This is a genomic window from Flavobacterium sp. CF108, assembly GCF_900129795.1.
Taxonomy (GTDB): Bacteria; Bacteroidota; Bacteroidia; order Flavobacteriales; family Flavobacteriaceae; genus Flavobacterium.
This window is the reverse complement of record NZ_FQWW01000003.1, coordinates 533,796-555,540: the sequence shown is the minus strand read 5'-3', so window position 1 is coordinate 555,540 and position 21,745 is coordinate 533,796. Positions and strand designations below refer to the sequence as shown.

The following is a 21,745-nucleotide window of genomic DNA, read 5'->3' as shown; positions in this document are numbered from 1 at the left end:
TAAAAATTAATAACTCCTAATTTTTAACTAATACATTATCTAAATGTTCGGAATCTGCAATCTTGCCATAGTACCCGTTCGATCTGAGCCTAGTGACAGAAGTGAAATCGTTACACAACTTTTGTTTGGCGAACACATCGAAATTTTAGAACGCCAAAATCAGTGGGCACGAATAAAAATTCAGTTTGATGATTATATAGGCTGGGTAGATTCTAAACAATATCAGATAATTTCTGAGGAACAGTATAATCAGTTAAGCAAAGAAGCCATTATTTTGAATGCAGATTTGATTGACTACATCACTGCACCTAACAACCTATTACTTCCAATTCCGCTTGGAGCATCTTTATCATTTCTGAACAACAACGAAATCAATACTTCTAATTTTGATTTTGAAGGAACAAAAACTAGCGGTATAAAACCAAAAAGTGCATTAATAAATACCGCTTTCATGTATTTGAATGCTCCGTATTTATGGGGCGGAAAAACGCCATTCGGAATCGATTGTTCCGGTTTTACACAAATGGTTTACAAACTAAACGGATATAAAATTCATCGCGATGCGTCACAGCAGGCACTCGAAGGAGAATCTTTAAGTTTTATTGAAGAAAGTGAAGTTGGTGATTTAGCCTTTTTTGACAACGACGAAGGTAACATCATCCACGTTGGAATCATTATGGAGAATAATTACATCATTCACGCAAGTGGAAAAGTACGTATTGACCGTTTAGATCACACAGGAATTTACAATCCAGAATTAAACAAACACACTCACAAACTACGCGTAATCAAGAAAATTATTTAAAACACAAATTCCACGAATTAGCACAAATTAAAAATCCTTTTAATCTGTGGGTAAAAAAAATTAGTGCAAATTCGTGTAATTCGTGTAATTCGTGTTTACGCACTAATACGAATCGTTTTTCTAACTCCGAAGGACTATTACGCTTACATTTTTCAACAACTTTCTGATCGTGCAACAAAATTGTTGTATCTTTACAGCAAATAAGTTGTCTTATGAAAAATATAAAACAAAAAACAGAACCTTTTGATACTAAAAGAAGTATTGAAAATGCATCAGGAAAAGTAATCTCAATTAAGAGATCTACCTTAAACTCTGGAGGTAAAGAATACAGCTGGGGCAATAAACTTGAGCGCGTTGAAGTCATAAGATCAGGCATTCCCTATGATTCTATTGAAGTCATCAGCAGAAGATTAAACAATCCTGTAAAATCAGTTTTGACAATTGTTGGAATTCCGCAGACAACTTATAACAAAAAGAAAAGTGAGCATCTTCTTTTAGACAGCAGAGACAGCGAATTGGTGATTTTAATTAATGAATTAATAGATTACGGTTTGGAGGTTTTCAATGATGAAGAAGAAAAATTTCAACGATGGCTAAAAAAACCAAATCTGTCTATTGGAGGAAATACACCAGAAAATATGCTAGATACAATTACAGGAATTAACGAAGTAAAATTCAGCTTGAATCGATTGGAATTCGGAAACCTGGCATAATGATAGTATTTAGAATTGAAAGAGAAAAATACTTGGCAGCAACTTTAAAGGGAATTGGCGCATCAATGTCTGAAGGTTATCGCTGGAACAGCCTTAATACCCGAATGGTATATGCAGCAGAAAGCAGAGCCCTGGCAACACTCGAAGTTTCAGTTCATTTAGATTTAAGTGAAGACTTACCTGTCGATCGTTTTTATGTAGAAATTGAAATCCCGGACGAAATCACTATTCAAGAAGTGCATCTGGAAGATTTACCCGAAGACTGGGATTCTAAACCACCTATTTTAATAACCCAGACAATTGGCGACGACTTTATAGATTATAACGAAGCCGCAGTTCTAAAAGTTCCAAGCAGTATTGTACCGCAGGAATTTAATTATTTGATAAATCCGCAACATAAAGACGCATCAAAAATTAAAGTCTTAAGTACAGCCAGAATGGCTTTTGATTCAAGATTTAAAACCAAATAATACAGATTAAAAAATCATTTTAATCCTCTAAATCTGTGGCAAAAAAATAAAAAAATCTGTCTAAATCAGCGTCATCCGCGTGCCATCATATCACGCACTAATACGAATCGTTTTTCTAAACTCCGAAGGACTATTCCCTCTCTGTTTTTTAAAGAATTTATTAAAATGGCTTTCATCCGTAAAACCAAATTCATACGCAATTTCGTTAATACGCTTATCACTGAATTGTAAACGATGCTCAATCAACTTCGTTTTATAATTGCTGATATATTGCTGCATCGTTTCGCTGGCATGTTTCTTAAAATAACGGCCTAGATACGTATTCGAAATTCCGAAATAATCACTTATAGATTCCGCTTTAATTTTCTCCGGATAATAAATATTAGTTTGAATATATTGTAAAATATCCATCGCTCTTGCCTCAGAACCTATATTTACCTGCTCCGGTAAATACTTCGCAATGTTTCGTGCTACAATAATAATCAACGTATTGACCAATTGCTGAATCAATTCCTGGTTGTAAACATCCTTATCCTGATGTTCACGAATAATCGCTTCCACCATCACTTTCACCAAACATTTATCGGCATCATTTTTCAAAATACAACCCGGCTGATGATTAGCATTTTGCAGAATATATTCTAAACGCTGAATATTTTCGTTTTGCAGACTGGAATTCTTCAAGTAAATATCATTAAACCTTAAAAAGAAAAACTTCGTTTCGGTTTCAATTGTAAAATTATGACAATCCTCAGGCGTTAATAAAAACATATGTCCGGCATCATATTCAAAAATATTTTTGTTGATACACTGCGTTCCTGTTCCGCCCAAAATGTAAACCAATTCAAAGAAATTATGACGATCTCCAACATCCGGATATTCATCCAATGTTTCAAAAGATACTGTAAACGGTTCATATAGATTTTCTTTTTTCATAATCTGCAGCAATTAATTCAGTATGCAAATATACCTAAAAAAGACAAATTTATACAATTTAACAGTTAAAAAAATGGTATAATTTTGTCAAATAATTTTAAGACATCAATTTTAACATCATGGAATATAGAAAATTAGGCAACTCAGAACTTGAATTATCAACCATAACTTACGGTGCATTTGCCATTGGCGGAAACATGTGGGGCGGAAACGAAAAGAAAGATTCAATCGACTCCATTCACGCTTCAATCGCTCATGGCGTAACCACAATCGACACCGCTCCTTTTTACGGATTTGGTTTAAGTGAAGAAATGATTGGCGAAGCTTTAAAATCTCAAGATCGTTCAAAAGTACAATTGTTAACCAAATTTGGTTTGGTTTGGGACGGAAGCAATAACGGAAAAGGCGATTTCTTTTTTGATGCCGATGACAACGGAAAAAAATTACCAATCTATAAATACGCTTCAAAAAACAACATAATAAAAGAAGTTGAAGAAAGCTTAAAACGTCTTCAAACTGATTATATCGACTTATTGCAAATTCACTGGCCAGACTCCACTACTCCAATTCAGGAAACTATGGAAGCTTTAGAAATCCTTATTCAACAAGGAAAAATCAGAGCAGCCGGAGTTAGTAATTACAATGCAGAACAAATTAAAGAAGCACAAAAAACAATTCAGTTAGCTTCAAATCAAGTTCCTTTTAGTATGCTGAATCAGGCAATTCAAACCGATTTAGTGCCGCTTACGATTCAGGAAAATATCGGAATCATTGCTTACAGTCCGATGGAAAGAGGTTTGTTAACCGGAAAATATTTCACCAACAGTAAATTAAAAGATAACGACCATAGAAATGGCTATTTTGGTCAATTCGATCTTCAAAAAGTAAAAACATTGGTAGAAGAATTAAGTTCATTGGCAAATGCAAAACACATTTCAATTTCGCAATTAGTTTTACGCTGGACAACTTTACAAAAAGGAATTACAATTGTTTTAGCCGGAGCCAGAAACGCAGAACAAGCAATCTCAAACGCAAAAACAATGGATTTCGATTTATCAGCTTCAGAATTGGATTTCATTAATCAGGCGATTTCGAAACTTAAATAATATTTAAACACATAGAAACATAGATTTACAATGTCGTTAAAGACGTTTCACTTGCATTAACATACATAGGCTATGTGTTAGAAACTAGTTTCTTTCAACTATCTTAAAAAAAAATTTATGTCTCTATGTGTTTCAAAAAAAAAATCTCAAAAAATTAAATAATTAGAATTCGGGCGTGTCCCAAGGGCCGGGCTATCCGTTCCAATCTTTTGTGCCGAACCCCGGCACAAAAGGATTTCCACTCCTATCCCTCACGCAACCCAGATTCATCAGAACAAAAAGTAAAATGAAGAAAATATTTATCATCAACGGAAGTCAGAATTTTGCACATTCAGGTGGAAAATTCAATGAAACCGTTACAGATTGGACAATCGAATACTTAAAAAACAGTAACAAATTCGAGATTAAAACAACCGACATCAAACAAGATTTTGATTTAGACGAAGAAGTAGAAAAATTCGTTTGGGCAGATGTTGTAGTATATCACACACCAGTTTGGTGGTTTCAATTGCCAAATCTTTTCAAAAAATACATCGACGACGTTTTTACAGCCGGACACCAAAAAGGAATTTACAAAAGCGACGGAAGAAGCCGAGTAAACCCTGACATCAATTACGGAACTGGCGGAATGTTACACGGACGCAAATATATGCTGACCACAAGTTGGAATGCACCTGCAACAGCCTTTACACTTCCGGGAGAATTCTTCGAAGAAACATCTGTAGACGAAGGAGTTATGTTTGGTTTCCATAAAATGAATAAATTTGTAGGAATGGAAAAATTAAACGGGTTCCATTTCCACGACGTTGAAAAAGGTGCAACTGCAGAAAACATTGTCATCTTCAAAGAAAATTATACCAAACATTTAGAAGAAACCTTTAAAACCTTATAATCATGATATCTATTACAGCCATTATTAAAAGTAAAAAAGAAAACATTCAACAACTTCAAAGCTTATTGAATAACTTGGTTACCGAAACAAGAAAAGAAGCTGCTTGTGTACGCTATGATCTTCACAATTCTGAAAACGTATTTATTATTTGGGAAGAATGGAAAGACCAAACTGGCCTAGATCTTCACAACAATCAATCACATTTACAGGATTTCATCAGCAAAAGCGAAGCATTAACTTCTGCACCAATTCAGGTTTACAAAACAACCCAAATACTTTAATTAAGTAAAGCTATGAAAGCACTTTTCACAAATACATACGAATCTGAATTCGTAAAAACTGAGATTGAAAAACCAGCTCCTAAAAAAGGAGAAGTTTTAGTTAAAATACACGCAAGCGGCGTAAACCCAATCGATAACAAAATCCGACTTGGACTTTCGCCTTATGCATCGCCTGTTTTACCTGCTGTTTTAGGAACAGATCTTGCCGGAGTTATTGAAGAAATTGGCGAAGGCGTAACGGAGTTTAAAGTTGGTGACGAAGTATACGGACTTGCCGGTGGTGTTCTTGGTCTTCAGGGAACTTTAGCAGAATATACTGCCGTTGATGCTGATTTATTAGCTATAAAACCAAAAAACCTAACCATGAAAGAAGCAGCAGGGATTCCGCTGGTATTGCTTACAGCCTGGGAAGGTTTAATTGACAGAGCAAAAGTTCAAAAAGGGGACAAAGTTTTGGTACACGCAGGCGCAGGAGGCGTTGGACACATGGTTGTACAACTGGCTAAAATTTTTGGTGCTGATGTTTACGCAACGGTTTCTTCTCAAAAAGCAGAAATTGTAAAATCGTATGGAGCAACTCCTATTGATTATAAAACCGAAACTGTTGAAGATTACGTGAATAAATATACTGACGGAAAAGGTTTTGATATTATTTATGATACCGTTGGAGGTCAATCTCTTGATGATTCATTTAAAGCCATTCGTCATTACGGTCAAATTAGCAGCTGTTATGCATTTGGAACCCATACTTTAGCAATAAGTTCACTTCATTCTGCAAGTATTCACGGTGTTTTTGTTTTACGCCCAATGATTGGTAACGAAGGAAGAAAACATCACGGCGATATCTTAAAAGAAACCACAAAATTAATTAAAGAAGGAAAACTAAAACCACTAATTGATCCTAGAACATTCACTTTAGACAATGCTATAGAAGCCCACAAAGCCGTTAGTGATAATTCTGCAATTGGAAAAATTGTTGTAGATATTATTTAAAGCTTTTGCCACGAATTTCGCTAATTTTCACTAATTTTTTGTTCTGATTAAAACAGTTTAAATAAAAAATAATTCGTAAAAATTCGTGCAATTCGTGGCAAATCTTTTTTATTTAATTCCGCCAAAAGCACCAAAACACATATTCTTGTGTAAAATCTCTACGCTTTTGAAACCCACTTTTTTCATCAAATCCAATTGGTAATTCATAGATCTTGGCGTATCTTCTTTAGCAATATAATCAAATACATTTTGGCGATATTCTGCCCCTCCTATTCCTTCTAAATATTCCCCATATCTCTGCCAGGTATATTCATTCAGCAAATCGATATCCTGCGTGATTAAATCTGAAATCATAAAACAGCCGCTTGGTTTTAATAATTTAAACAACTTTGTAAAAGTAGTTTCCCAATCTCCGTCATCTCTTAAATGATGCAAAACAGCTCCTGCCAAAATAATATCAAAACCATTTTCTGGTAAATCAACTTCCCGAATATCTCCTTGTTTAATTTCAACTTTACCATTTGTTTCTGCCGAAACTCTTTCTAAAGCTTTATCCAGCATTGGTAAACTCAAATCGACCAACGTGCAGTTTAAATTTGGCAATTTAGACAACATCATTAAAGTATAATTTCCGGCACCGCAGCCAATATCCAAAACATGAGTGGCATTAGGAACAATTCTTTTTGAAGCTTCCGTAATTAATTCTAGCGAAACTTTCGCATCTATTGTAGACAATTGCCCCGTTTCTAAATTCGAAAATCGTTCGACATCATTGTCAAATCGTTCTTTAATTTCAGTAATAGTTGATTTTTTCATGTGTTTTGTTTTTTATTGCCCACGGGTTTTACGGATTAAACAGGTTTACGCTGGTTTATTTTTTATGTAAAAGCAGAATAATATAATCTGTGTTGACCAGTTTCATCCGTAAAACCCGTGGTCCATATATTTTTTTCAAAACTATCCTTTTCATAAATACGTTAAAAATACTATTTTTATCAATTAACAATACTTTTAAAGTATCATGGAATTACGTCATCTAAAATATTTTTTGGCTGTAGCCGAAGAACTGAACTTTACAAAGGCTTCAGAGAAACTTTTTATTTCTCAGCCGCCATTAAGCCGTCAAATTATTGAATTGGAAGAAGAACTTCAGGCGAAGCTTTTCATTCGGAACAATAAAAAAGTAGAACTTACCGAAGCTGGAAAATATTTCGAAAAAGAAGCAAAAGCACTTTTTCAGAATTTGGAGCGTGTTTCATTGAAAACAAAAAAGATTGCCGAAAATGTTTCGGGCGAATTCAGGATTGCCTATATCAGCTCCATTTATTCGGCAGTTATTTCAGATTTAATAAAACATTTAAAAATACAATTTCCATATGTGAATTTCAAGCTTTTTGAAGTTTCTACCACAAAGCAAATTGATGCTTTAGAACAAGGAAAAATCGAAATGGGAATTATACGTTCTCCTATAAAATCTCCTAAAATAAAATCGCATTTATGGTTTCAGGATGGATTTTCAATTGTATTCAATAAGAATGACATTCAGTTAAAATCTGAAAAAGAGATCTTAAATTTAAAAGAGGAAACTTTTGTATTCTTCAATAAAGATTACGCACCGCATTATCATGAAGTTTTGTTAGAACTTTGTGCATTTTATGGCTTTACGCCGAAGATTATTCACGAAGCGAATAATATTAATTCAATCGTACAATTAGTCAAAAACGGATTAGGAATTTCGATTGTTCCTATAAATATTGCCAAGAATAATCAAGATCCTGAAATTGGTTTTATTGAATTGAAAAAAGTCAATTTGCGTACAGATGTTTCAATTATCACTTCAAAAGAAGACGATTCTGAAATAATAAAAACTGCTGTCGATTTTTTATTGAAGAAAAGTGGTTCACGCTAAGTTTTGTGTTGAAATTAATCTCGCAAAGTCGCAGAGGCGCAAAGTTTTTATTTATAAGCTGCTTCCAGCTTTAGCTGGATGGAAAAATAATTAAGTTTACAGGCTTTAACCAAATCTAATAGTTTTTTTGGCTAAAGCCTTTTCTAAATCAACTTTTATACCTCCAGCTAAAGCTGGAGGCAATTCAAAAAATCCTTTTAATCTTTTTAATCTGTGGCTAAAAAAACTTTGCGCCTCGCTAAGTTTTGTGCTGAAATTAATCTCGCAAAGTCGCGAAGACGCAAAGTTTTCATTTATAAGTTGCGTCCAGCTTTAGCTGGATGGGGAAATAATTAAGTTTAAAAGGCTTTAGCCAAACAGCTACTGATTTGGCTAAAGCCTTATCTAAATCAACTTTTATACCTCCAGCTAAAGCTGGAGGCAATTCAAAAAATCCTTTTAATCTTTTAATCTGTGGCTAAAAAAAACTTTGCGCCTTCGCGACTTTGCGAGATTCATTAATAAAAATCTTAAGAAACATTTGCACTTCAAAAAACAATTCGTGAAAATTCGTGTAATTCGTAGCTATACAAAAAATTCGTTACAATTTAGTACAGAAATCCATATCATAAAAAGAGAACTTTTAAATACCTTAGCAAATTATAATGCTACAAAATAAAATCAATAAAAATGGCTGAACAATCTTCAATTCAGTGCCCAAACTGCGGAACCCCCATCGATGTCAATGATGTTTTAAAACATCAATTGGAAGATAGTATACGCAAAGAATTTCAACAAAAAGCTACCATCCAAAATAAAGAATTAGAACTTAAAAACGAGCAGCTTGAAAAAGCCAAAACCGAATTTGAAGCTAAAAAAAAACAGGAAAACGAACTTTTTGCCGAGCGTTTAGAGCGTGAGAAAAAAACGGCCGAAAAAGAAATTTCGGAAAAAGTAAAAGCCAAACTAGAAGAAGAAAACAAAGATCGTTTGCTTTTAATGGAAAAAGAACTCTCTGAAAAATCAGAAAAAATCAGGGAATTAAATAAAATGGAAGGCGAAATTGCAAAACTACAGCGTGAAAAACTGGAAATGAAAGAAGCAATTGAAGCCGAAGCGCAAAAGCAATTAAATGCCACTTTGGTTTTAGAACGTGATAAAATCCGCAAACAGGAAGAAGAAAAAAACGAGCTGAAAATCAAAGAATACCAAAAACAATCTGACGATCAAAAAAAGCTGATTGAAGAAATGAAACGCAAGCAGGAACAAGGTTCTATGCAATTGCAAGGTGAAGTAATGGAATTAGCAATTGAAGAATGGCTGGCAAATAATTTCCCTCTTGACACTATTGATGAAATCAAAAAAGGCGCAAATGGCGCCGATTGTCTTCAAATTGTAAACACGCGCGAACTGCAAAATTGTGGTTCTATTTATTACGAAAGTAAAAGAACAAAAGCTTTTCAACCTTCATGGATTGAAAAGTTTAAAAACGATATTCGAACCAAAAGAGCCAATATTGGTGTTTTAGTAACCGAAGTTATGCCGACCGGAATGGAACGTATGGGAATGCGCGACGGAATTTGGATTTGTACCTATGAAGAATTTAAAGGTTTAAGCGCTGTTTTACGTCAGTCATTAATTCAGGTAAGTCAGGCCGTTCAGGCACAGGAAAACAAAGGTGATAAAATGTCGATGTTGTATGACTTTTTAACCAGCAACGAATTCCGTTTACAGATTGAAGGAATTGTAGAAGGTTTTACGCAAATGCAAGGCGATCTTGATGCTGAAAAAAGAGCGATGCAAAGAATCTGGAAACAACGTGAAAAACAAATCGAAAAAGTAGTTCACAATACTTTAGGAATGTACGGATCGATTCGTGGAATTGCAGGAAATGCAGTGCAGACTGTGAGAGCTTTAGAATTAGATTTTGTTGAAGGTGATGATGAAGATCCTAAAGAATTATTGGAATAGCAATGTGAGATGGCATGCGGATTAAACGGATTCGCTTACGCGAAAATGCGGGTGTGTGCGGATTTTTTATCTTATAATTCAATAAAAAAAGGCTTCGAAATTAATCGAAGCCTTTTGTGAATTAACCTTTTTTGAAAGACATTGTAAGTCCAAATTGATTAGAAAGATAAAGTTTGTTATTTTCAATAGAATAACCAGAAGTCGTTCTTAATAACTGCATAAATTCACCTTCTTTTTTTGCATCACATTTTTTAGTTTCTGATGTAAGATTAGGGAATTTAAGTTTTCCGGCACCATCAGATTCCAAACTTCCTTTAATAACGTTGCATCCTGTTGATCCAGAAAAACTTGATGAAGACATTTCTAATTTTGGAGCGTTAGAAAAATCTTTATCAGTAATTACTTTTCCGTTTAAGTTTTCTAAAATCCAGGTTTGCTGTAATTTCTTTTCGATTGCGTTTTCATTAGTCGCAGCTACAGAATTTGTAGTTTTACTTGATTTGCAGCTGTAAGCTAATGATACAACAATAAATAACATTAAAATCTTTTTCATGTAAAATAAATAATATAAGTTTTATTTTACAAAAATATTCTAGCGCTAAACCTTAGATATATACTATAAGTTATTTTTAAACCATTCTAAGACATTTTTAAAAGCCTAAAAATCAATCTACCTTTCTAAAAACTAAAAGTTTAGCAGAAGGATTTGATAATGTCAATCTGTTATTTTCAATACTATAAGTAGTCGTACTTTGAAGTGCTTTAGTAAACTCCCCTTCTTTATTTCCCGGCGCACAAGCCATTAAAGTCGAAATAACTTTAGAGAATCGAAGCAAATCCTTTTCATAAAAAATAGTCCCGCTGATCGCATTACAGCCTCCGTAACCCATAAATCTATTTTCAGAAGAGTTAATTTCGATTCTTGGCAATTCCCTTTGAAAATCGGTTGTGAAAACTTTAAATCCGTTGAGTTCTTCTAAAACCCAAATATCATGTAATCGATAATCGGTATTATATTTTCCGCAGCCTCCAATCTTTTTTGTTTCTAATTCAGTATTATTTTTAATTTCTATCGAAACTTTATAAGGTGAAATGGCACCCGACATTGAATTCTGGCAATCTACCTGTTGAATTGTAATGGTCGTTATCGAAGTTTCATTAGCAGCTTTATACATCTTAACATTTGTATCCATCGCTTTGATTGCTTCAACAGGCGCAAAAACAAGTTTTTCTTTTCCCGGAATTAAAGAAGTGAATATGATTTCTTCATTTCCCATCTTTAAACCCCAAAAAGGCTCATTTCCGGTTGCAGTAAAATAATATTTCATCTCATCTTCCTGAGAGCCATATTCAGAAGTAGTTTGTGTATTTGAAGTTTTGCCCGTTGTAGATTTACAGCCTGCTATTAAAGAAAGTACGAACAAAAGTGAAAATATATTTTTCATAACGTTTTATTTGAAATAAGACCTTTTAACAAAATACAAGTAAAATTCTTATGAATTTACGACATTATTTTGAATTTCTTATTTAGAATCTTTTCAAATTTAAAATAATTATTAGTATTCCATTTCGCTAAAAACCCGCACTACGTAAAAGATTACGATGAAATACGTATTCAAAAGAAACTGCTTCTACTTAAAAAAACATACTTAATACGTATTTTATAAGTATAAATACTTATATTTGCGTAGTAATACTTAATTAAAGAAATCATGATTAGAGTAATAGTAGTTGGAAACGGCATGGTTGGTTATAAATTTTGCGAAAAATTCATTGCAAAATCAGGACAGGAAAAGTATCAAATTACCGTTTTTGGTGAAGAACCAAGACGCGCTTACGACCGTGTTCACTTAAGTGAATATTTTGGAGGAAAAACCGCCGATGATTTATCATTGTCAACAACCGAATGGTACGCCGAAAACAATATTATTCTAAACACATCTGAATTAATTACAGATATAAATCGTACCGAAAAAACAATACATACCCATTTAGAAAAAACACATACGTACGATTACTTAGTTTTAGCAACAGGTTCATCGGCTTTTGTGCCGCCAATTGACGGAGTTGAAAAAGAAGGTGTTTTTGTATACAGAACCATTGAAGACTTAGATGCTATTATGGCTTATGCCAAAAAGATAAAACTAAAAGGTGCAACCGAAGCCGCTGTTCTTGGCGGAGGATTATTAGGTCTTGAAGCAGCAAAAGCCGTTAGGGATTTAGGATTGAATCCGCATGTTGTCGAATTTGCCCCGCGATTAATGCCGAGACAATTAGATAAAGGCGCAAGCGATATGCTGCAAGCAAAAATTGAAGAATTAAATATTGGAATTCATCTTAACAAAGCAACACAATATATAGATGGAAAAGAAAGTATAACGGGAATGATGTTTGCTGACGACGAATTGTTAAAAGTAGACATGTTGGTTATATCTGCCGGAATTAAACCTCGCGACGAATTAGCTCGAGTTTCAGGACTTGAGGTGGGTTTAAGAGGCGGAATTGTGGTAAACAATCAAATGCAGACATCAGATCCTTCTATTTATGCGATTGGCGAAGCGGCACTTTACAATCAAAACATTTACGGACTTGTTGCTCCAGGTTACGAAATGGCCGATGTCGCTGCCGAGCAAATCTTAAATGGTTCTAAAACCATGAGAGAAACCATCGATATGTCGACACAACTAAAATTAATTGGTGTCGAAGTTGCGAGTTTTGGTGATCCTTTTATCGAAAATGATAACGTAACTGCCATTATTTATGAGAATAAATTAAGTGGTGTTTACAAAAGAATCAACGTTACCAAGGATTCTAAAACGCTTTTAGGCGGCATTTTGGTTGGAGATGCAAGCGATTATAACTCTCTTTTTCAGATTTATAACAATGCAATGGCTCTGCCTAAAAATCCAGAAGATTTAATTTTAGGTTCTCGCGACGGTTCTGAAGGTTCAAGTTTAGGAAGCGTAATGGATTTGCCGGACACTGCCGTAATTTGCTCTTGCGAAAATGTTACTAAAGGTGCAATCTGCTGTAAAATTTTAGACGAAAGCTGCGCTACATTTTCAGATGTTGTGAAAGCAACAAAAGCTACTTCTGGCTGCGGCGGCTGTAAACCAATGGTTTCAGATTTGGTAAAAGCCACTCAAAAATCACTTGGAAAAGAAGTTAAAGAAGTAATCTGCGAGCATTTTAGCTATACTCGTCAGGAATTATTCGATTTGGTAAAAATCAATAAATACGAGAACTTTTATGATGTTTTAGATCATCACGGAAAAGGCGACGGCTGCGAGGTTTGTAAACCTGTTGTGGCTTCGATTTTCTCTAGTATTTACAACGATACGGCAAATAAACACGTTACTACTCAAGATACAAATGATAGATTTTTAGCCAACATTCAACGAAACGGAACATATTCTGTAGTTCCTAGAGTTGCCGGAGGAGAAATTACAGCTGAAAAGCTTATTGTTATTGGAGAAGTTGCCAAACAATTCGATTTATATACTAAAATTACCGGAGCGCAAAGAGTCGATTTATTCGGGGCACATTTAAGCGACTTGCCTAAAATCTGGAAAATCTTAATCGATAACGGTTTTGAAAGCGGTCACGCCTACGGAAAATCTCTTCGTGCTGTAAAAAGCTGCGTTGGAAACGCTTGGTGTCGCTACGGAATGGACGACAGTGCCGGATTTGCTATCGAACTTGAAAACAGATATAAAGGAATCCGTTCTCCGCATAAATTAAAAGGTGGTGTTTCGGCTTGCATTCGCGAATGTGCAGAAGCCCGAGGAAAAGATTTCGGATTAATTGCAGTTGAAGGCGGATGGAATTTATACATCGCCGGAAATGGCGGTGCAAATCCAAAACATGCTGTTTTATTAGCCGAAAAAATCGACAAAGAAACGGTTATCAAATACATGGACAGATTCTTAATGTATTATATCCGTACCGCTGGTCCGCTGATTAGAACTTCAACTTGGTTAGAAAAATTAGACGGAGGTTTAGAGTATTTAAAAGAAGTTATCATTGAAGACAGCTTAGGAATCTGTGAAACATTAGAAGCTGAAATGCAGACTTTAGTTAACACTTTTGAATGCGAATGGAAACAAGTTCTGGAAAAACCAAGATTATTAAAACGCTTTAATCATTTTGTAAACTCAGACGAGAAAGACGATAATGCTGTTTTTGTTCCGCTAAGAGATCAAAAAGCGCCAAAAGCCTGGTCATAAATTAAAATATACAAAACACATAGAGACATAGATTTTGCAACCCAAAAATGTTTTTCACTTCTCTAGTTTAGAAATGATTTTCTTTTGACAATTCTTTTTTCAATTTTAAGTCTATGTCTCTATGTGTTTCAAAAAATAAAAAATAAGCTCCAAAAAATAAAAAAATATCAATAACGTTTGCTGTCCTTCTTACCCTCTTTTTTACTGCGCCATCAAAACTCTCTTGATTGTAAAAAGAGGGCTAAGAAACAGGAAATCAAAACTCAATCAAAATGGAAGAAATCTTAAGTCAATACGAAACAGTTCATCCAAGCGACGCAACAATTTGGTTCAAAGCGGGCAAAGTTGAAGATTTCCCTACTAATCGCGGAGGCTGTATTAAATACAAAAACAAACAGATTGCTATTTTTAATTTTACACGCCGTAACGAATGGTACGCCTGTCAAAACGCATGTCCGCACAAAATGGAAATGGTACTTTCAAGAGGAATGACAGGATCTGCAGATGATATCCCAAAAATCGCCTGCCCTATGCATAAAAAAACATTCTCGTTAGTAGATGGTTCTAACTTAAATGGTGATGATTTAAAAATTGCAACCTATCCAATTAAAGTTATTGAAAACGAAGTATTCGTGGGATTTGTAGATTAATTTTAAAGCCACAGATTTCACAGATTAAAAGGATTAAAATTGTTTGCCACGAATTTCACGAATTAGCACGAATTAAATTAGTGGAATTTGTGAAATTCGTGGCAAAAAAACTTAACACCAGATTAAATCCAAAAAATCTTTTAATCTGTGGCAAAAAAAACAAAAACAATAATTCGTGCTAATTCGTGAAATTCGTGGCGAAAAAAAACTTAATTCCGTATCTTTGAAATCTATTATCAAACCAAAAAATGACTACACCTTTTCAAAAAGCCAGCGAATGGATTGATGCTGAAAACGCACAGGATCCAAACATTGAAACCTACCAAAACAAAGAATATCCAAAAGAATTATTGTATTCAAACAGGATGTACGAAAGACTGATGCAGTTTGAACCCAATGCATCCGAAGAAATTCAGATTGCTTCAAAGGCACAGCACATCTGCCGATGGAAAGTTGCACGCGAATCGTACCCAATGGATCGTGTGGGTTATTTGAAATGGAGAGAAGAATTGAAAAAATTCCACGCTAAAACTACCGCCGAAATTCTTGAAAAAGCAGGTTACGATCAGGCTTTCATCGATCGCGTTTCGTTTTTAATTGAAAAAAAATTACTTAAAAAAGATCACGAAACACAATTATTAGAAGATGTTATCTGCCTTGTATTTTTAGAATATTATTTAGAACCTTTTGTTCATAAACACGACGAAGAAAAACTAAAAAATATCATCAAAAAAACCTGGGATAAAATGTCTGACAAAGGACATCAGGAAGCCTTAAAAATCAATTATTCTGAAGAAAATTTAAACCTTATAAAAGCTTCTTTAGGATTGTAATTTGATTTCTATGAAAAAAAGCAATCAGGAAGAAGATAAAATCACATTCAAAAATTTACGCCGTCTGTATTTTTTTGCTCTTCTTACTATTGCCCTAACCATAATTATCAGTCAGGTTTTAGTTCAGTACAATCTGAATCAGCAGTTAAGTGATTCTAAAATCATCAACTTTTCGGGAAAACAAAGAATGATGAGCCAGAAAATCGTAAAAGAAGTTCTGATTCTGCATTATGTTTCTGATACAGCTTCTTCTAAACAAATCTCACATTTACAAAACGTTTTATCACTTTGGAAGAAAAACCAAAACGCGCTCGAAAACGGCAGTGACAGTTTGGCTTTTCCAAAAGAAAAATCAGAAACACTCAACAAATTATATCTGGAAATCAATCCGATTTTCAATAAAATCGCGCAGGCTACTGATTTGTTTTTATCGAATTTAAAACAGAAAAAACAACCTGCAGAAAATCAAAAACCCGTACAGATAATTTTAGAAAACGAAGGTTCTTTTCTTTTAAAAATGAATCAGATTGTAACACAGTATGATCTCGAGGCACACGAAAAAGTAACAGAGCAGCGCAAAATTGAATATTGGATTTTTGGTTTTACATTATTGGTTCTTCTCCTAGAATTCTTCTTCATTTTCAAGCCAACAAACAAGAAAATAGAACGATTAATTACAAGACTTTTATCTTCTGAAAAGAAAGCTTTAAAACTGGCTTACGACACTGAAATTATCAGCGAAATCAAAGAAAATTCGGTTAAAGAATTAAAATCGCTCAACTACGCAATGGAAAATACTTTACTCTATTGCCGAGTTGCACCCGATGGTTCGATTATTCATATTGGAGAAAAATTCGCTAAGCTTTTAAACTACACCAAATTTTCATCCAACAAAAAATTCTCAGAAGTTTTAACCGTTGATGAAAAAGAGCAAATCAATATTGACCGACTTATTTTTGAAAAACAAAGAAGCGGCTGGCAGGGCGAAATCAAAATTTTAAACAGAGACGATCAAACCATTTGGCTCGATTTATCGATGGTTCCCGTAATAATTAAAAAAGACGAATTAGAACTTTTGATTGTTTGTTTCAACATAACCGAACGCAAAAAAGCACAGCGCGAAGTCGAACGTTTAAATCTTGAAAACACAACTGAAAAAATCAATCAGCAAAAAATTATTTCGAGCAAAATCGTTGAAAATCAGGAAAACGAACAAAACCGAATCGCGAAAGAAATTCACGACGGAATTGGCCAAATGCTTACCGGTTTAAAGTTCAGTCTGGAAAGTATCAATTTAGATGACAAAGAAAAAGCTGCTCAAAAAATCGAGTATCTAAAGAAACTTTCACTTGACATTATAAAAGGCGTCCGCACCGCAACTTTCAACTTAATGCCTCCGGAATTAAGCGATCACGGAATCGTTTCTTCTCTTGCAAAACTGACACAGGAACTTTCAAAACTAACCGGAAAAGAAATCCTTTTCTACAATAAAACCGATTTTGACCAGCGCTTAGATTCCCTAATCGAAATCAATATTTACCGTCTTACACAAGAAGCCATCAACAACGCCATAAAATATGCAGACTCAACACATATAATTGTAGGTCTTTCACATAGCGAAACCCTTTTAAGTATTATTGTTGATGATAACGGAAAAGGCTTCGATATCAATTCAGTCGATAAAAAACGAAACAGCGAATCGGGAATGGGATTATTGTTCATGAAAGAAAGAATCCAATACATTAACGGCCGCGTTTTCATTAACTCAATTCCAGGCGAAGGAACAAGGATTACATTTAATATTCCGATACTGAAGTAGAAATTCCAAATTTTAAATTCCAAATTCCAAAATTGCAAGTAGTATTGTCAGGCTGAGCGAAGTCAAAGCCCACGCAAAGTAAATCCAACAATAACAAAATAAACCAAATCAATTGCCTTCAGCTTTAGCTGGAGGCACACAAACAAGTATCAAAAAGGCTTTAGCCAAACTTACACATTTGGCTAAAGCCCTTTGTTTTATCTACAAAACCTCCAGCTAAAGCTGGAGGCAATTAAAAACCAAACTTTGTCAAAGTTCAAAACTTTGACAAAGTTGACAGCTAAAACTATCCTCAATTTTGGAATTTGGCATTGATATATTGAAATTGATTTTTGCCATTGTCATTGATATTGCGTTTTTCTAATGATTTTTTAATCTTGGAATTTAGAATTTCAAAAAATTGGAATTTACTTTTAAAAAAAGTACGTATATTAGCGTCTTCTTTATAGATGAATATACGTAAAAATCCAGAATCTAAATTAAGTAAATTATGAGTAATATCATTCGTGTAGTGCTGGCAGATGATCATGTTTTTGTTAGAGACGGAATCAAATCTCTTTTGGAAAATGAAGCAAACATTGAGGTTGTAGGCGAAGCAATTGATGGTGCCGACGCTCTTGATGTAGTGGCTGAAAGCAAACCCGATTTACTTATAGCTGATATTCGTATGCCAAATTTAACTGGTATCGAATTAGTAGAAAAACTTAGAAGCGAAAATAACAACATAAAAATCATTATGCTTTCGATGCACGAATCGGAAGAATACGTATTGAAATCTATAAAAGCCGGAGCCGATGGGTATTTACTGAAAGGTTCCAGTAAAGAAGAATTTTTAAAAGCACTTCATACTGTTTCTTCTGGCGGAAAATATTTCAGCGGGGACATTTCATCTATCTTAATTGGTCAATTGACAAATCCTTCAAATCCATTAGAACCTAAGCAAAACTTAAGTGACGAAATGATGATTACCAAAAGGGAAAAAGAAATTCTGACTCTTTTGCTATCCGGAAAAGGAAACAAAGAAATCGCCGAAGCACTTGACATCAGCAAACGAACTGCCGAAGTACACCGTTTTAACCTGATGAAAAAGCTGAAAGTAAAAAACTTAATGGAACTTTCTAATAAAGCAACTGAGTATTCTTTGATTTAAAAAATACGTATAAATACGTAATTATTTTTAAAAAACTGCGTTTTCGCATCTTTTAACTAAGTTATAGTACTTATTTTTACAAAAAAAATATAAGTGCTATGAAAAATACAAACTCATTATCGCAATCACATAAAATTTTATTTTTAAACACATTGGCATTCACTGTGTGTTTTGCCTGCTGGACATTAAATGGGGTTTTAGTAACCTTTTTAGTCGATAACGGAATTTTCCACTGGAGCGTTGTTCAGGTAGGATGGCTTTTAGGTATTCCTATTTTAACGGGTTCAATCATGCGTCTCCCAATTGGAATCCTGACGGATAAATATGGTGGAAAATATGTCTTTTCGCTTTTACTGCTTCTCAGCTCAATTCCGTTGTTTCTTCTTCCTTACGCCGACAGTTTTTTTATGTTTGCTTTACTTAGTTTCTTCTTCGGAATGGTTGGGACAAGTTTTGCTGTCGGGATTGGATATACCTCAATTTGGTATCCAAAAGAATGGCAGGGACGCGCTCTGGGAATTTTCGGAATGGGAAATGCCGGCGCAGCCATAACAACCTTTTTAGCTCCTTCCCTATTAAATCATTTTTCAATTGAAGATCCTCAAAACGGCTGGAAAATACTGCCTGTTATATATGCTGTTTCTCTAGTTGTAATTGGAATTGCTTTTTTGATTTTTACTCAAAATAAAAAACCAGAAAACAATACCAAAACCGTTTCTCAAATGCTGGTTCCTTTAAAATCTGCAAGAGTTTGGCGTTTTGGAGCGTATTATTTTTTAGTTTTTGGATGTTTTGTAGCTTATTCACAATGGTTATTGCCAAATTTCATGAACGTTTATCAAACCAGTTTAGTTATGGGCGGTTTGTTTGCTACGATGTTCAGTCTTCCTTCTGGCGTAATTAGAGCTTTTGGAGGTTATTTATCAGATAAATTTGGTGCACGAAAAGTGATGTATTGGGTATTAGGTTCATCGGTAATTTTAAGTGCTTTATTAGCTGTCCCGAAAATGGAAATTACAACTGCAGGACCAGGAGTTTTGGCAACCAAAAAAGGAACTATTACAGCTGTTACCAACGACAATATTAAGATTGGTGAAACAGATTTTGCGGTCGCACAGAAAAAAGAAAACAATACTGAAAATGCTATTTTTCCAACTTCTACGTCATGGCAGCAAGTTGTTGTTGCAGAAAACCAAAGTGTAAAGAAAAAAGAACTTCTGGCTAAAGGAATTACAGTTATTAAGTTTGATGCCAATATGTGGGTATTCCTGGTTTTGGTAATCCTAATTGGAATTTCATGGGGAATTGGAAAAGCGGCAGTTTACAAACATATACCGGAGTATTTCCCAAATGAAGTTGGCGTTGTGGGCGGAATGGTTGGAATGATTGGTGGTCTGGGTGGTTTCTTTGGTCCTATTATCTTTGGATATTTATTAACTGCAACCGGAATCTGGTCAAGTTCATGGATTTTTATACTGCTTTTTTCAACCGGATGCTTGGTTTGGATGCATTATGCAATTACCAAAAGCGTTAGCAAAAAACAACCTGTATCTGTAAAAACAATTGAAAAGCAGCAGCTTGTGCCTGTAAGCCAATTAAATTGAAAAATAATGACTTTTATCATTAGTAAAGGCTTAATTTTCTTATAATTTTATGGCATCAAAAAAAGATACCAGTTTTATGAAAAAAATAAAATTAATTGCTCTATTCCTTTTTGGTACTGGCGCAGCTCTACAAGCACAAGAATTAGATGTAAATTTACAAATAAGGCCTCGTTTTGAATACAGAAACGGATATAAACAGCTTCTGCAAGAAGGCCAGGAAGGAACTTCTCAAATTTCACAGCGTTCTCGTTTAAATTTCAATTATAAACAAGAAGATTTAATTGTAAAATTGACCCTGCAAAACACCAGAACCTGGGGAGATGTTGCACCAACAGCTACAGCAGATAAAAATGGAGTTGCTGTTTTTGAGGCTTGGGCACAATATAATTTCACTGAAAAGTGGAGCGCCAGAATGGGACGTCAGGTACTTTCATATGATAATCAGCGTATTTTGGGTGAACAAGATTGGGGACAACAAGCACAAAGCCATGATGCACTTACGGTTTCGTTTCATACTGAAAAACAGAAATTAGATTTTGGAGGAGCTTATAACTCTACTGCCGAAAATGTAGTTCAGACTCCTTATACAGTTGCCAATTATAAAGCTTTGCAATATGCTTGGTATCATAACCAATTTAACGAAGCTTTAGGGGTGAGTTTTCTATTACTGAATACTGGTTACGAATATGCTCCTGAGCCTGCTCCTTCTACCAAACTGTTAGTAGATTACACACAGACTTTTGGACCTTATCTAACTTATAAAAAAGGTAAAATTGATACTAATTTTTGGGCATACGGACAAACAGGAAAAAGTACAGATCAACAAGTAAGCGCTTGGAATGCCGCTGCTAACTTTGGATATCAAATAACAGAATCTTTTAAAGCAGGTTTAGGATATGAATTCCTTTCTGGAAAAGATACAAATGACGGAAGTACTGTTATTAAATCTTTCAATCCTATTTTTGGAACCAACCACGGTTTTAACGGTTATATGGATTATTTTTACGTTGGAAATCACTTAAAAAATGTTGGTTTACAAGATGCATTTGTAAAATTGAATTATAATGTAAACAAATGGCAGTTTGCTTTGATTCCGCATATATTTTTATCAGCTGCTGATGTAGTTACGCCAGCTGAAAAACTAGATTCTTATTTAGGAACTGAGATTGATGCAACTTTTGGTTACAATTTCAAAAAAGACATTACAGTTTCAGGAGGTTACTCTCAAATGTTTGGATCTAAAACTTTAGAATTTATTAAAGGCGGAGATGCCAGTCATACCAACAATTGGGCGTGGTTAATGATTTCTGTAAATCCTAGAATTTTTAGCTGGAAAAAATAATTTTTCTTCAAAATTCACTTCAATATTTTACCCTTTTCCTATTTCGGAAAAGGGTATTTTTTTTAT

The 21,745-nt window shown here is 34.4% G+C and carries 20 protein-coding genes; 16 read left to right on the top strand and 4 right to left on the bottom strand.

From position 1 onward, the window contains the following. Positions 1 to 43: 43 nt before the first annotated feature. The 3 genes from BUE10_RS11125 to BUE10_RS11110 all read left to right on the top strand — a co-directional run bounded on the left by BUE10_RS11125 (position 44) and on the right by BUE10_RS11110 (position 1,988). Positions 44 to 805, top strand: a complete 762-nt coding sequence (locus BUE10_RS11125) for a C40 family peptidase (RefSeq protein ID WP_073485061.1) — start codon at positions 44 to 46, stop codon at positions 803 to 805. 212 nt (positions 806 to 1,017) lie between these two features. Next, positions 1,018 to 1,518: a type II RES/Xre toxin-antitoxin system antitoxin gene (locus BUE10_RS11115; RefSeq protein ID WP_073485057.1), complete on the top strand. Its 501-nt coding sequence runs from the start codon at positions 1,018 to 1,020 to the stop codon at positions 1,516 to 1,518. Then, on the top strand, positions 1,518 to 1,988 hold the full coding sequence (locus BUE10_RS11110) for an RES family NAD+ phosphorylase (protein WP_073485056.1): 471 nt from the start codon (positions 1,518 to 1,520) through the stop codon (positions 1,986 to 1,988). The genes BUE10_RS11115 and BUE10_RS11110 overlap by 1 nt, the downstream gene beginning before the upstream one ends. 90 nt (positions 1,989 to 2,078) lie before the next feature. Here BUE10_RS11110 and BUE10_RS11105 read toward each other — a convergent pair whose 3' ends face one another. Next, the gene (locus BUE10_RS11105; RefSeq protein WP_073485054.1) at positions 2,079 to 2,924 is read right to left on the bottom strand and encodes an AraC family transcriptional regulator; all 846 of its coding nucleotides are present in this window, start codon (positions 2,922 to 2,924) and stop codon (positions 2,079 to 2,081) included. Positions 2,925 to 3,043: 119 nt separating this feature from the next. Between BUE10_RS11105 and BUE10_RS11100 the strand changes: the two genes are divergently transcribed. The 4 genes from BUE10_RS11100 to BUE10_RS11085 all read left to right on the top strand — a co-directional run bounded on the left by BUE10_RS11100 (position 3,044) and on the right by BUE10_RS11085 (position 6,196). Then, complete coding sequence (locus tag BUE10_RS11100; protein ID WP_073485052.1) at positions 3,044 to 4,030, top strand: aldo/keto reductase; 987 nt, start codon at positions 3,044 to 3,046, stop codon at positions 4,028 to 4,030. Positions 4,031 to 4,316: 286 nt separating this feature from the next. Continuing rightward, entirely contained in the window at positions 4,317 to 4,922 is a 606-nt protein-coding gene (locus BUE10_RS11095; protein ID WP_073485051.1) for an NAD(P)H-dependent oxidoreductase, read from the top strand. A gap of 2 nt (positions 4,923 to 4,924) precedes the next feature. Beyond that, a complete protein-coding gene (locus tag BUE10_RS24105) occupies positions 4,925 to 5,203 on the top strand; it encodes a putative quinol monooxygenase (RefSeq protein WP_083598039.1) in 279 nt (92 codons plus the stop codon). Between the two features lie 12 nt (positions 5,204 to 5,215). Then, entirely contained in the window at positions 5,216 to 6,196 is a 981-nt protein-coding gene (locus BUE10_RS11085) for a zinc-dependent alcohol dehydrogenase family protein (protein WP_073485048.1), read from the top strand. Between the two features lie 108 nt (positions 6,197 to 6,304). Here the strand turns inward: BUE10_RS11085 and BUE10_RS11080 are convergent, their stop codons facing one another. Further along, positions 6,305 to 7,012, bottom strand: coding sequence for a class I SAM-dependent methyltransferase (locus tag BUE10_RS11080; protein WP_073485046.1), 708 nt, complete (start codon positions 7,010 to 7,012; stop codon positions 6,305 to 6,307). 205 nt (positions 7,013 to 7,217) lie between these two features. On the opposite strand from BUE10_RS11080, the gene BUE10_RS11075 reads away from it, so the two are divergent. Next, positions 7,218 to 8,105: a LysR family transcriptional regulator gene (locus BUE10_RS11075; RefSeq protein ID WP_073485044.1), complete on the top strand. Its 888-nt coding sequence runs from the start codon at positions 7,218 to 7,220 to the stop codon at positions 8,103 to 8,105. A 669-nt stretch (positions 8,106 to 8,774) separates the two neighbouring features. Beyond that, positions 8,775 to 10,055: a DUF2130 domain-containing protein gene (locus BUE10_RS11070; protein WP_073485042.1), complete on the top strand. Its 1,281-nt coding sequence runs from the start codon at positions 8,775 to 8,777 to the stop codon at positions 10,053 to 10,055. Positions 10,056 to 10,176: 121 nt separating this feature from the next. Here the strand turns inward: BUE10_RS11070 and BUE10_RS11065 are convergent, their stop codons facing one another. Beyond that, positions 10,177 to 10,608: an META domain-containing protein gene (locus tag BUE10_RS11065; RefSeq protein WP_073485041.1), complete on the bottom strand. Its 432-nt coding sequence runs from the start codon at positions 10,606 to 10,608 to the stop codon at positions 10,177 to 10,179. Between the two features lie 112 nt (positions 10,609 to 10,720). Beyond that, complete coding sequence (locus tag BUE10_RS11060; protein WP_073485040.1) at positions 10,721 to 11,500, bottom strand: META domain-containing protein; 780 nt, start codon at positions 11,498 to 11,500, stop codon at positions 10,721 to 10,723. A gap of 267 nt (positions 11,501 to 11,767) precedes the next feature. Here BUE10_RS11060 and nirB point away from each other — a divergent pair, with 267 nt between their 5' ends. The 7 genes from nirB (at position 11,768) to BUE10_RS11025 (ending at position 21,679) form a co-directional block, all read left to right on the top strand. Beyond that, positions 11,768 to 14,281, top strand: coding sequence for a nitrite reductase large subunit NirB (gene nirB / locus BUE10_RS11055; protein ID WP_073485039.1), 2,514 nt, complete (start codon positions 11,768 to 11,770; stop codon positions 14,279 to 14,281). Between the two features lie 272 nt (positions 14,282 to 14,553). Next, a complete protein-coding gene (gene nirD, locus BUE10_RS11050) occupies positions 14,554 to 14,931 on the top strand; it encodes a nitrite reductase small subunit NirD (RefSeq protein ID WP_073485038.1) in 378 nt (125 codons plus the stop codon). 248 nt (positions 14,932 to 15,179) lie between these two features. Then, entirely contained in the window at positions 15,180 to 15,764 is a 585-nt protein-coding gene (locus BUE10_RS11045) for a DUF4202 domain-containing protein (protein WP_073485037.1), read from the top strand. Positions 15,765 to 15,774: 10 nt separating this feature from the next. Next, entirely contained in the window at positions 15,775 to 17,583 is a 1,809-nt protein-coding gene (locus BUE10_RS11040) for a sensor histidine kinase (protein ID WP_073485035.1), read from the top strand. Positions 17,584 to 18,073: 490 nt separating this feature from the next. Then, positions 18,074 to 18,733: a response regulator transcription factor gene (locus tag BUE10_RS11035; RefSeq protein ID WP_073485033.1), complete on the top strand. Its 660-nt coding sequence runs from the start codon at positions 18,074 to 18,076 to the stop codon at positions 18,731 to 18,733. A gap of 98 nt (positions 18,734 to 18,831) precedes the next feature. Next, positions 18,832 to 20,337 carry an MFS transporter gene (locus BUE10_RS11030; protein ID WP_073485031.1) on the top strand — a complete coding sequence of 502 codons (1,506 nt, stop codon included), beginning with the start codon at positions 18,832 to 18,834 and terminating at the stop codon, positions 20,335 to 20,337. A gap of 76 nt (positions 20,338 to 20,413) precedes the next feature. Further along, the gene (locus BUE10_RS11025) at positions 20,414 to 21,679 is read left to right on the top strand and encodes an alginate export family protein (RefSeq protein WP_073485279.1); all 1,266 of its coding nucleotides are present in this window, start codon (positions 20,414 to 20,416) and stop codon (positions 21,677 to 21,679) included. Positions 21,680 to 21,745: the final 66 nt, after the last annotated feature.

Bases quoted from the DNA above. Each gene is read 5' to 3' on its own strand.
- BUE10_RS11125 (WP_073485061.1), top strand. From the start codon at position 44: ATGTTCGGAATCTGCAATCTTGCCATAGTACCCGTTCGATCTGAGCCT.
- BUE10_RS11115 (WP_073485057.1), top strand. From the start codon at position 1,018: ATGAAAAATATAAAACAAAAAACAGAACCTTTTGATACTAAAAGAAGT.
- BUE10_RS11110 (WP_073485056.1), top strand. From the start codon at position 1,518: ATGATAGTATTTAGAATTGAAAGAGAAAAATACTTGGCAGCAACTTTA.
- BUE10_RS11105 (WP_073485054.1), bottom strand. From the start codon at position 2,924: ATGAAAAAAGAAAATCTATATGAACCGTTTACAGTATCTTTTGAAACA.
- BUE10_RS11100 (WP_073485052.1), top strand. From the start codon at position 3,044: ATGGAATATAGAAAATTAGGCAACTCAGAACTTGAATTATCAACCATA.
- BUE10_RS11095 (WP_073485051.1), top strand. From the start codon at position 4,317: ATGAAGAAAATATTTATCATCAACGGAAGTCAGAATTTTGCACATTCA.
- BUE10_RS24105 (WP_083598039.1), top strand. From the start codon at position 4,925: ATGATATCTATTACAGCCATTATTAAAAGTAAAAAAGAAAACATTCAA.
- BUE10_RS11085 (WP_073485048.1), top strand. From the start codon at position 5,216: ATGAAAGCACTTTTCACAAATACATACGAATCTGAATTCGTAAAAACT.
- BUE10_RS11080 (WP_073485046.1), bottom strand. From the start codon at position 7,012: ATGAAAAAATCAACTATTACTGAAATTAAAGAACGATTTGACAATGAT.
- BUE10_RS11075 (WP_073485044.1), top strand. From the start codon at position 7,218: ATGGAATTACGTCATCTAAAATATTTTTTGGCTGTAGCCGAAGAACTG.
- BUE10_RS11070 (WP_073485042.1), top strand. From the start codon at position 8,775: ATGGCTGAACAATCTTCAATTCAGTGCCCAAACTGCGGAACCCCCATC.
- BUE10_RS11065 (WP_073485041.1), bottom strand. From the start codon at position 10,608: ATGAAAAAGATTTTAATGTTATTTATTGTTGTATCATTAGCTTACAGC.
- BUE10_RS11060 (WP_073485040.1), bottom strand. From the start codon at position 11,500: ATGAAAAATATATTTTCACTTTTGTTCGTACTTTCTTTAATAGCAGGC.
- nirB (WP_073485039.1), top strand. From the start codon at position 11,768: ATGATTAGAGTAATAGTAGTTGGAAACGGCATGGTTGGTTATAAATTT.
- nirD (WP_073485038.1), top strand. From the start codon at position 14,554: ATGGAAGAAATCTTAAGTCAATACGAAACAGTTCATCCAAGCGACGCA.
- BUE10_RS11045 (WP_073485037.1), top strand. From the start codon at position 15,180: ATGACTACACCTTTTCAAAAAGCCAGCGAATGGATTGATGCTGAAAAC.
- BUE10_RS11040 (WP_073485035.1), top strand. From the start codon at position 15,775: ATGAAAAAAAGCAATCAGGAAGAAGATAAAATCACATTCAAAAATTTA.
- BUE10_RS11035 (WP_073485033.1), top strand. From the start codon at position 18,074: ATGAGTAATATCATTCGTGTAGTGCTGGCAGATGATCATGTTTTTGTT.
- BUE10_RS11030 (WP_073485031.1), top strand. From the start codon at position 18,832: ATGAAAAATACAAACTCATTATCGCAATCACATAAAATTTTATTTTTA.
- BUE10_RS11025 (WP_073485279.1), top strand. From the start codon at position 20,414: ATGAAAAAAATAAAATTAATTGCTCTATTCCTTTTTGGTACTGGCGCA.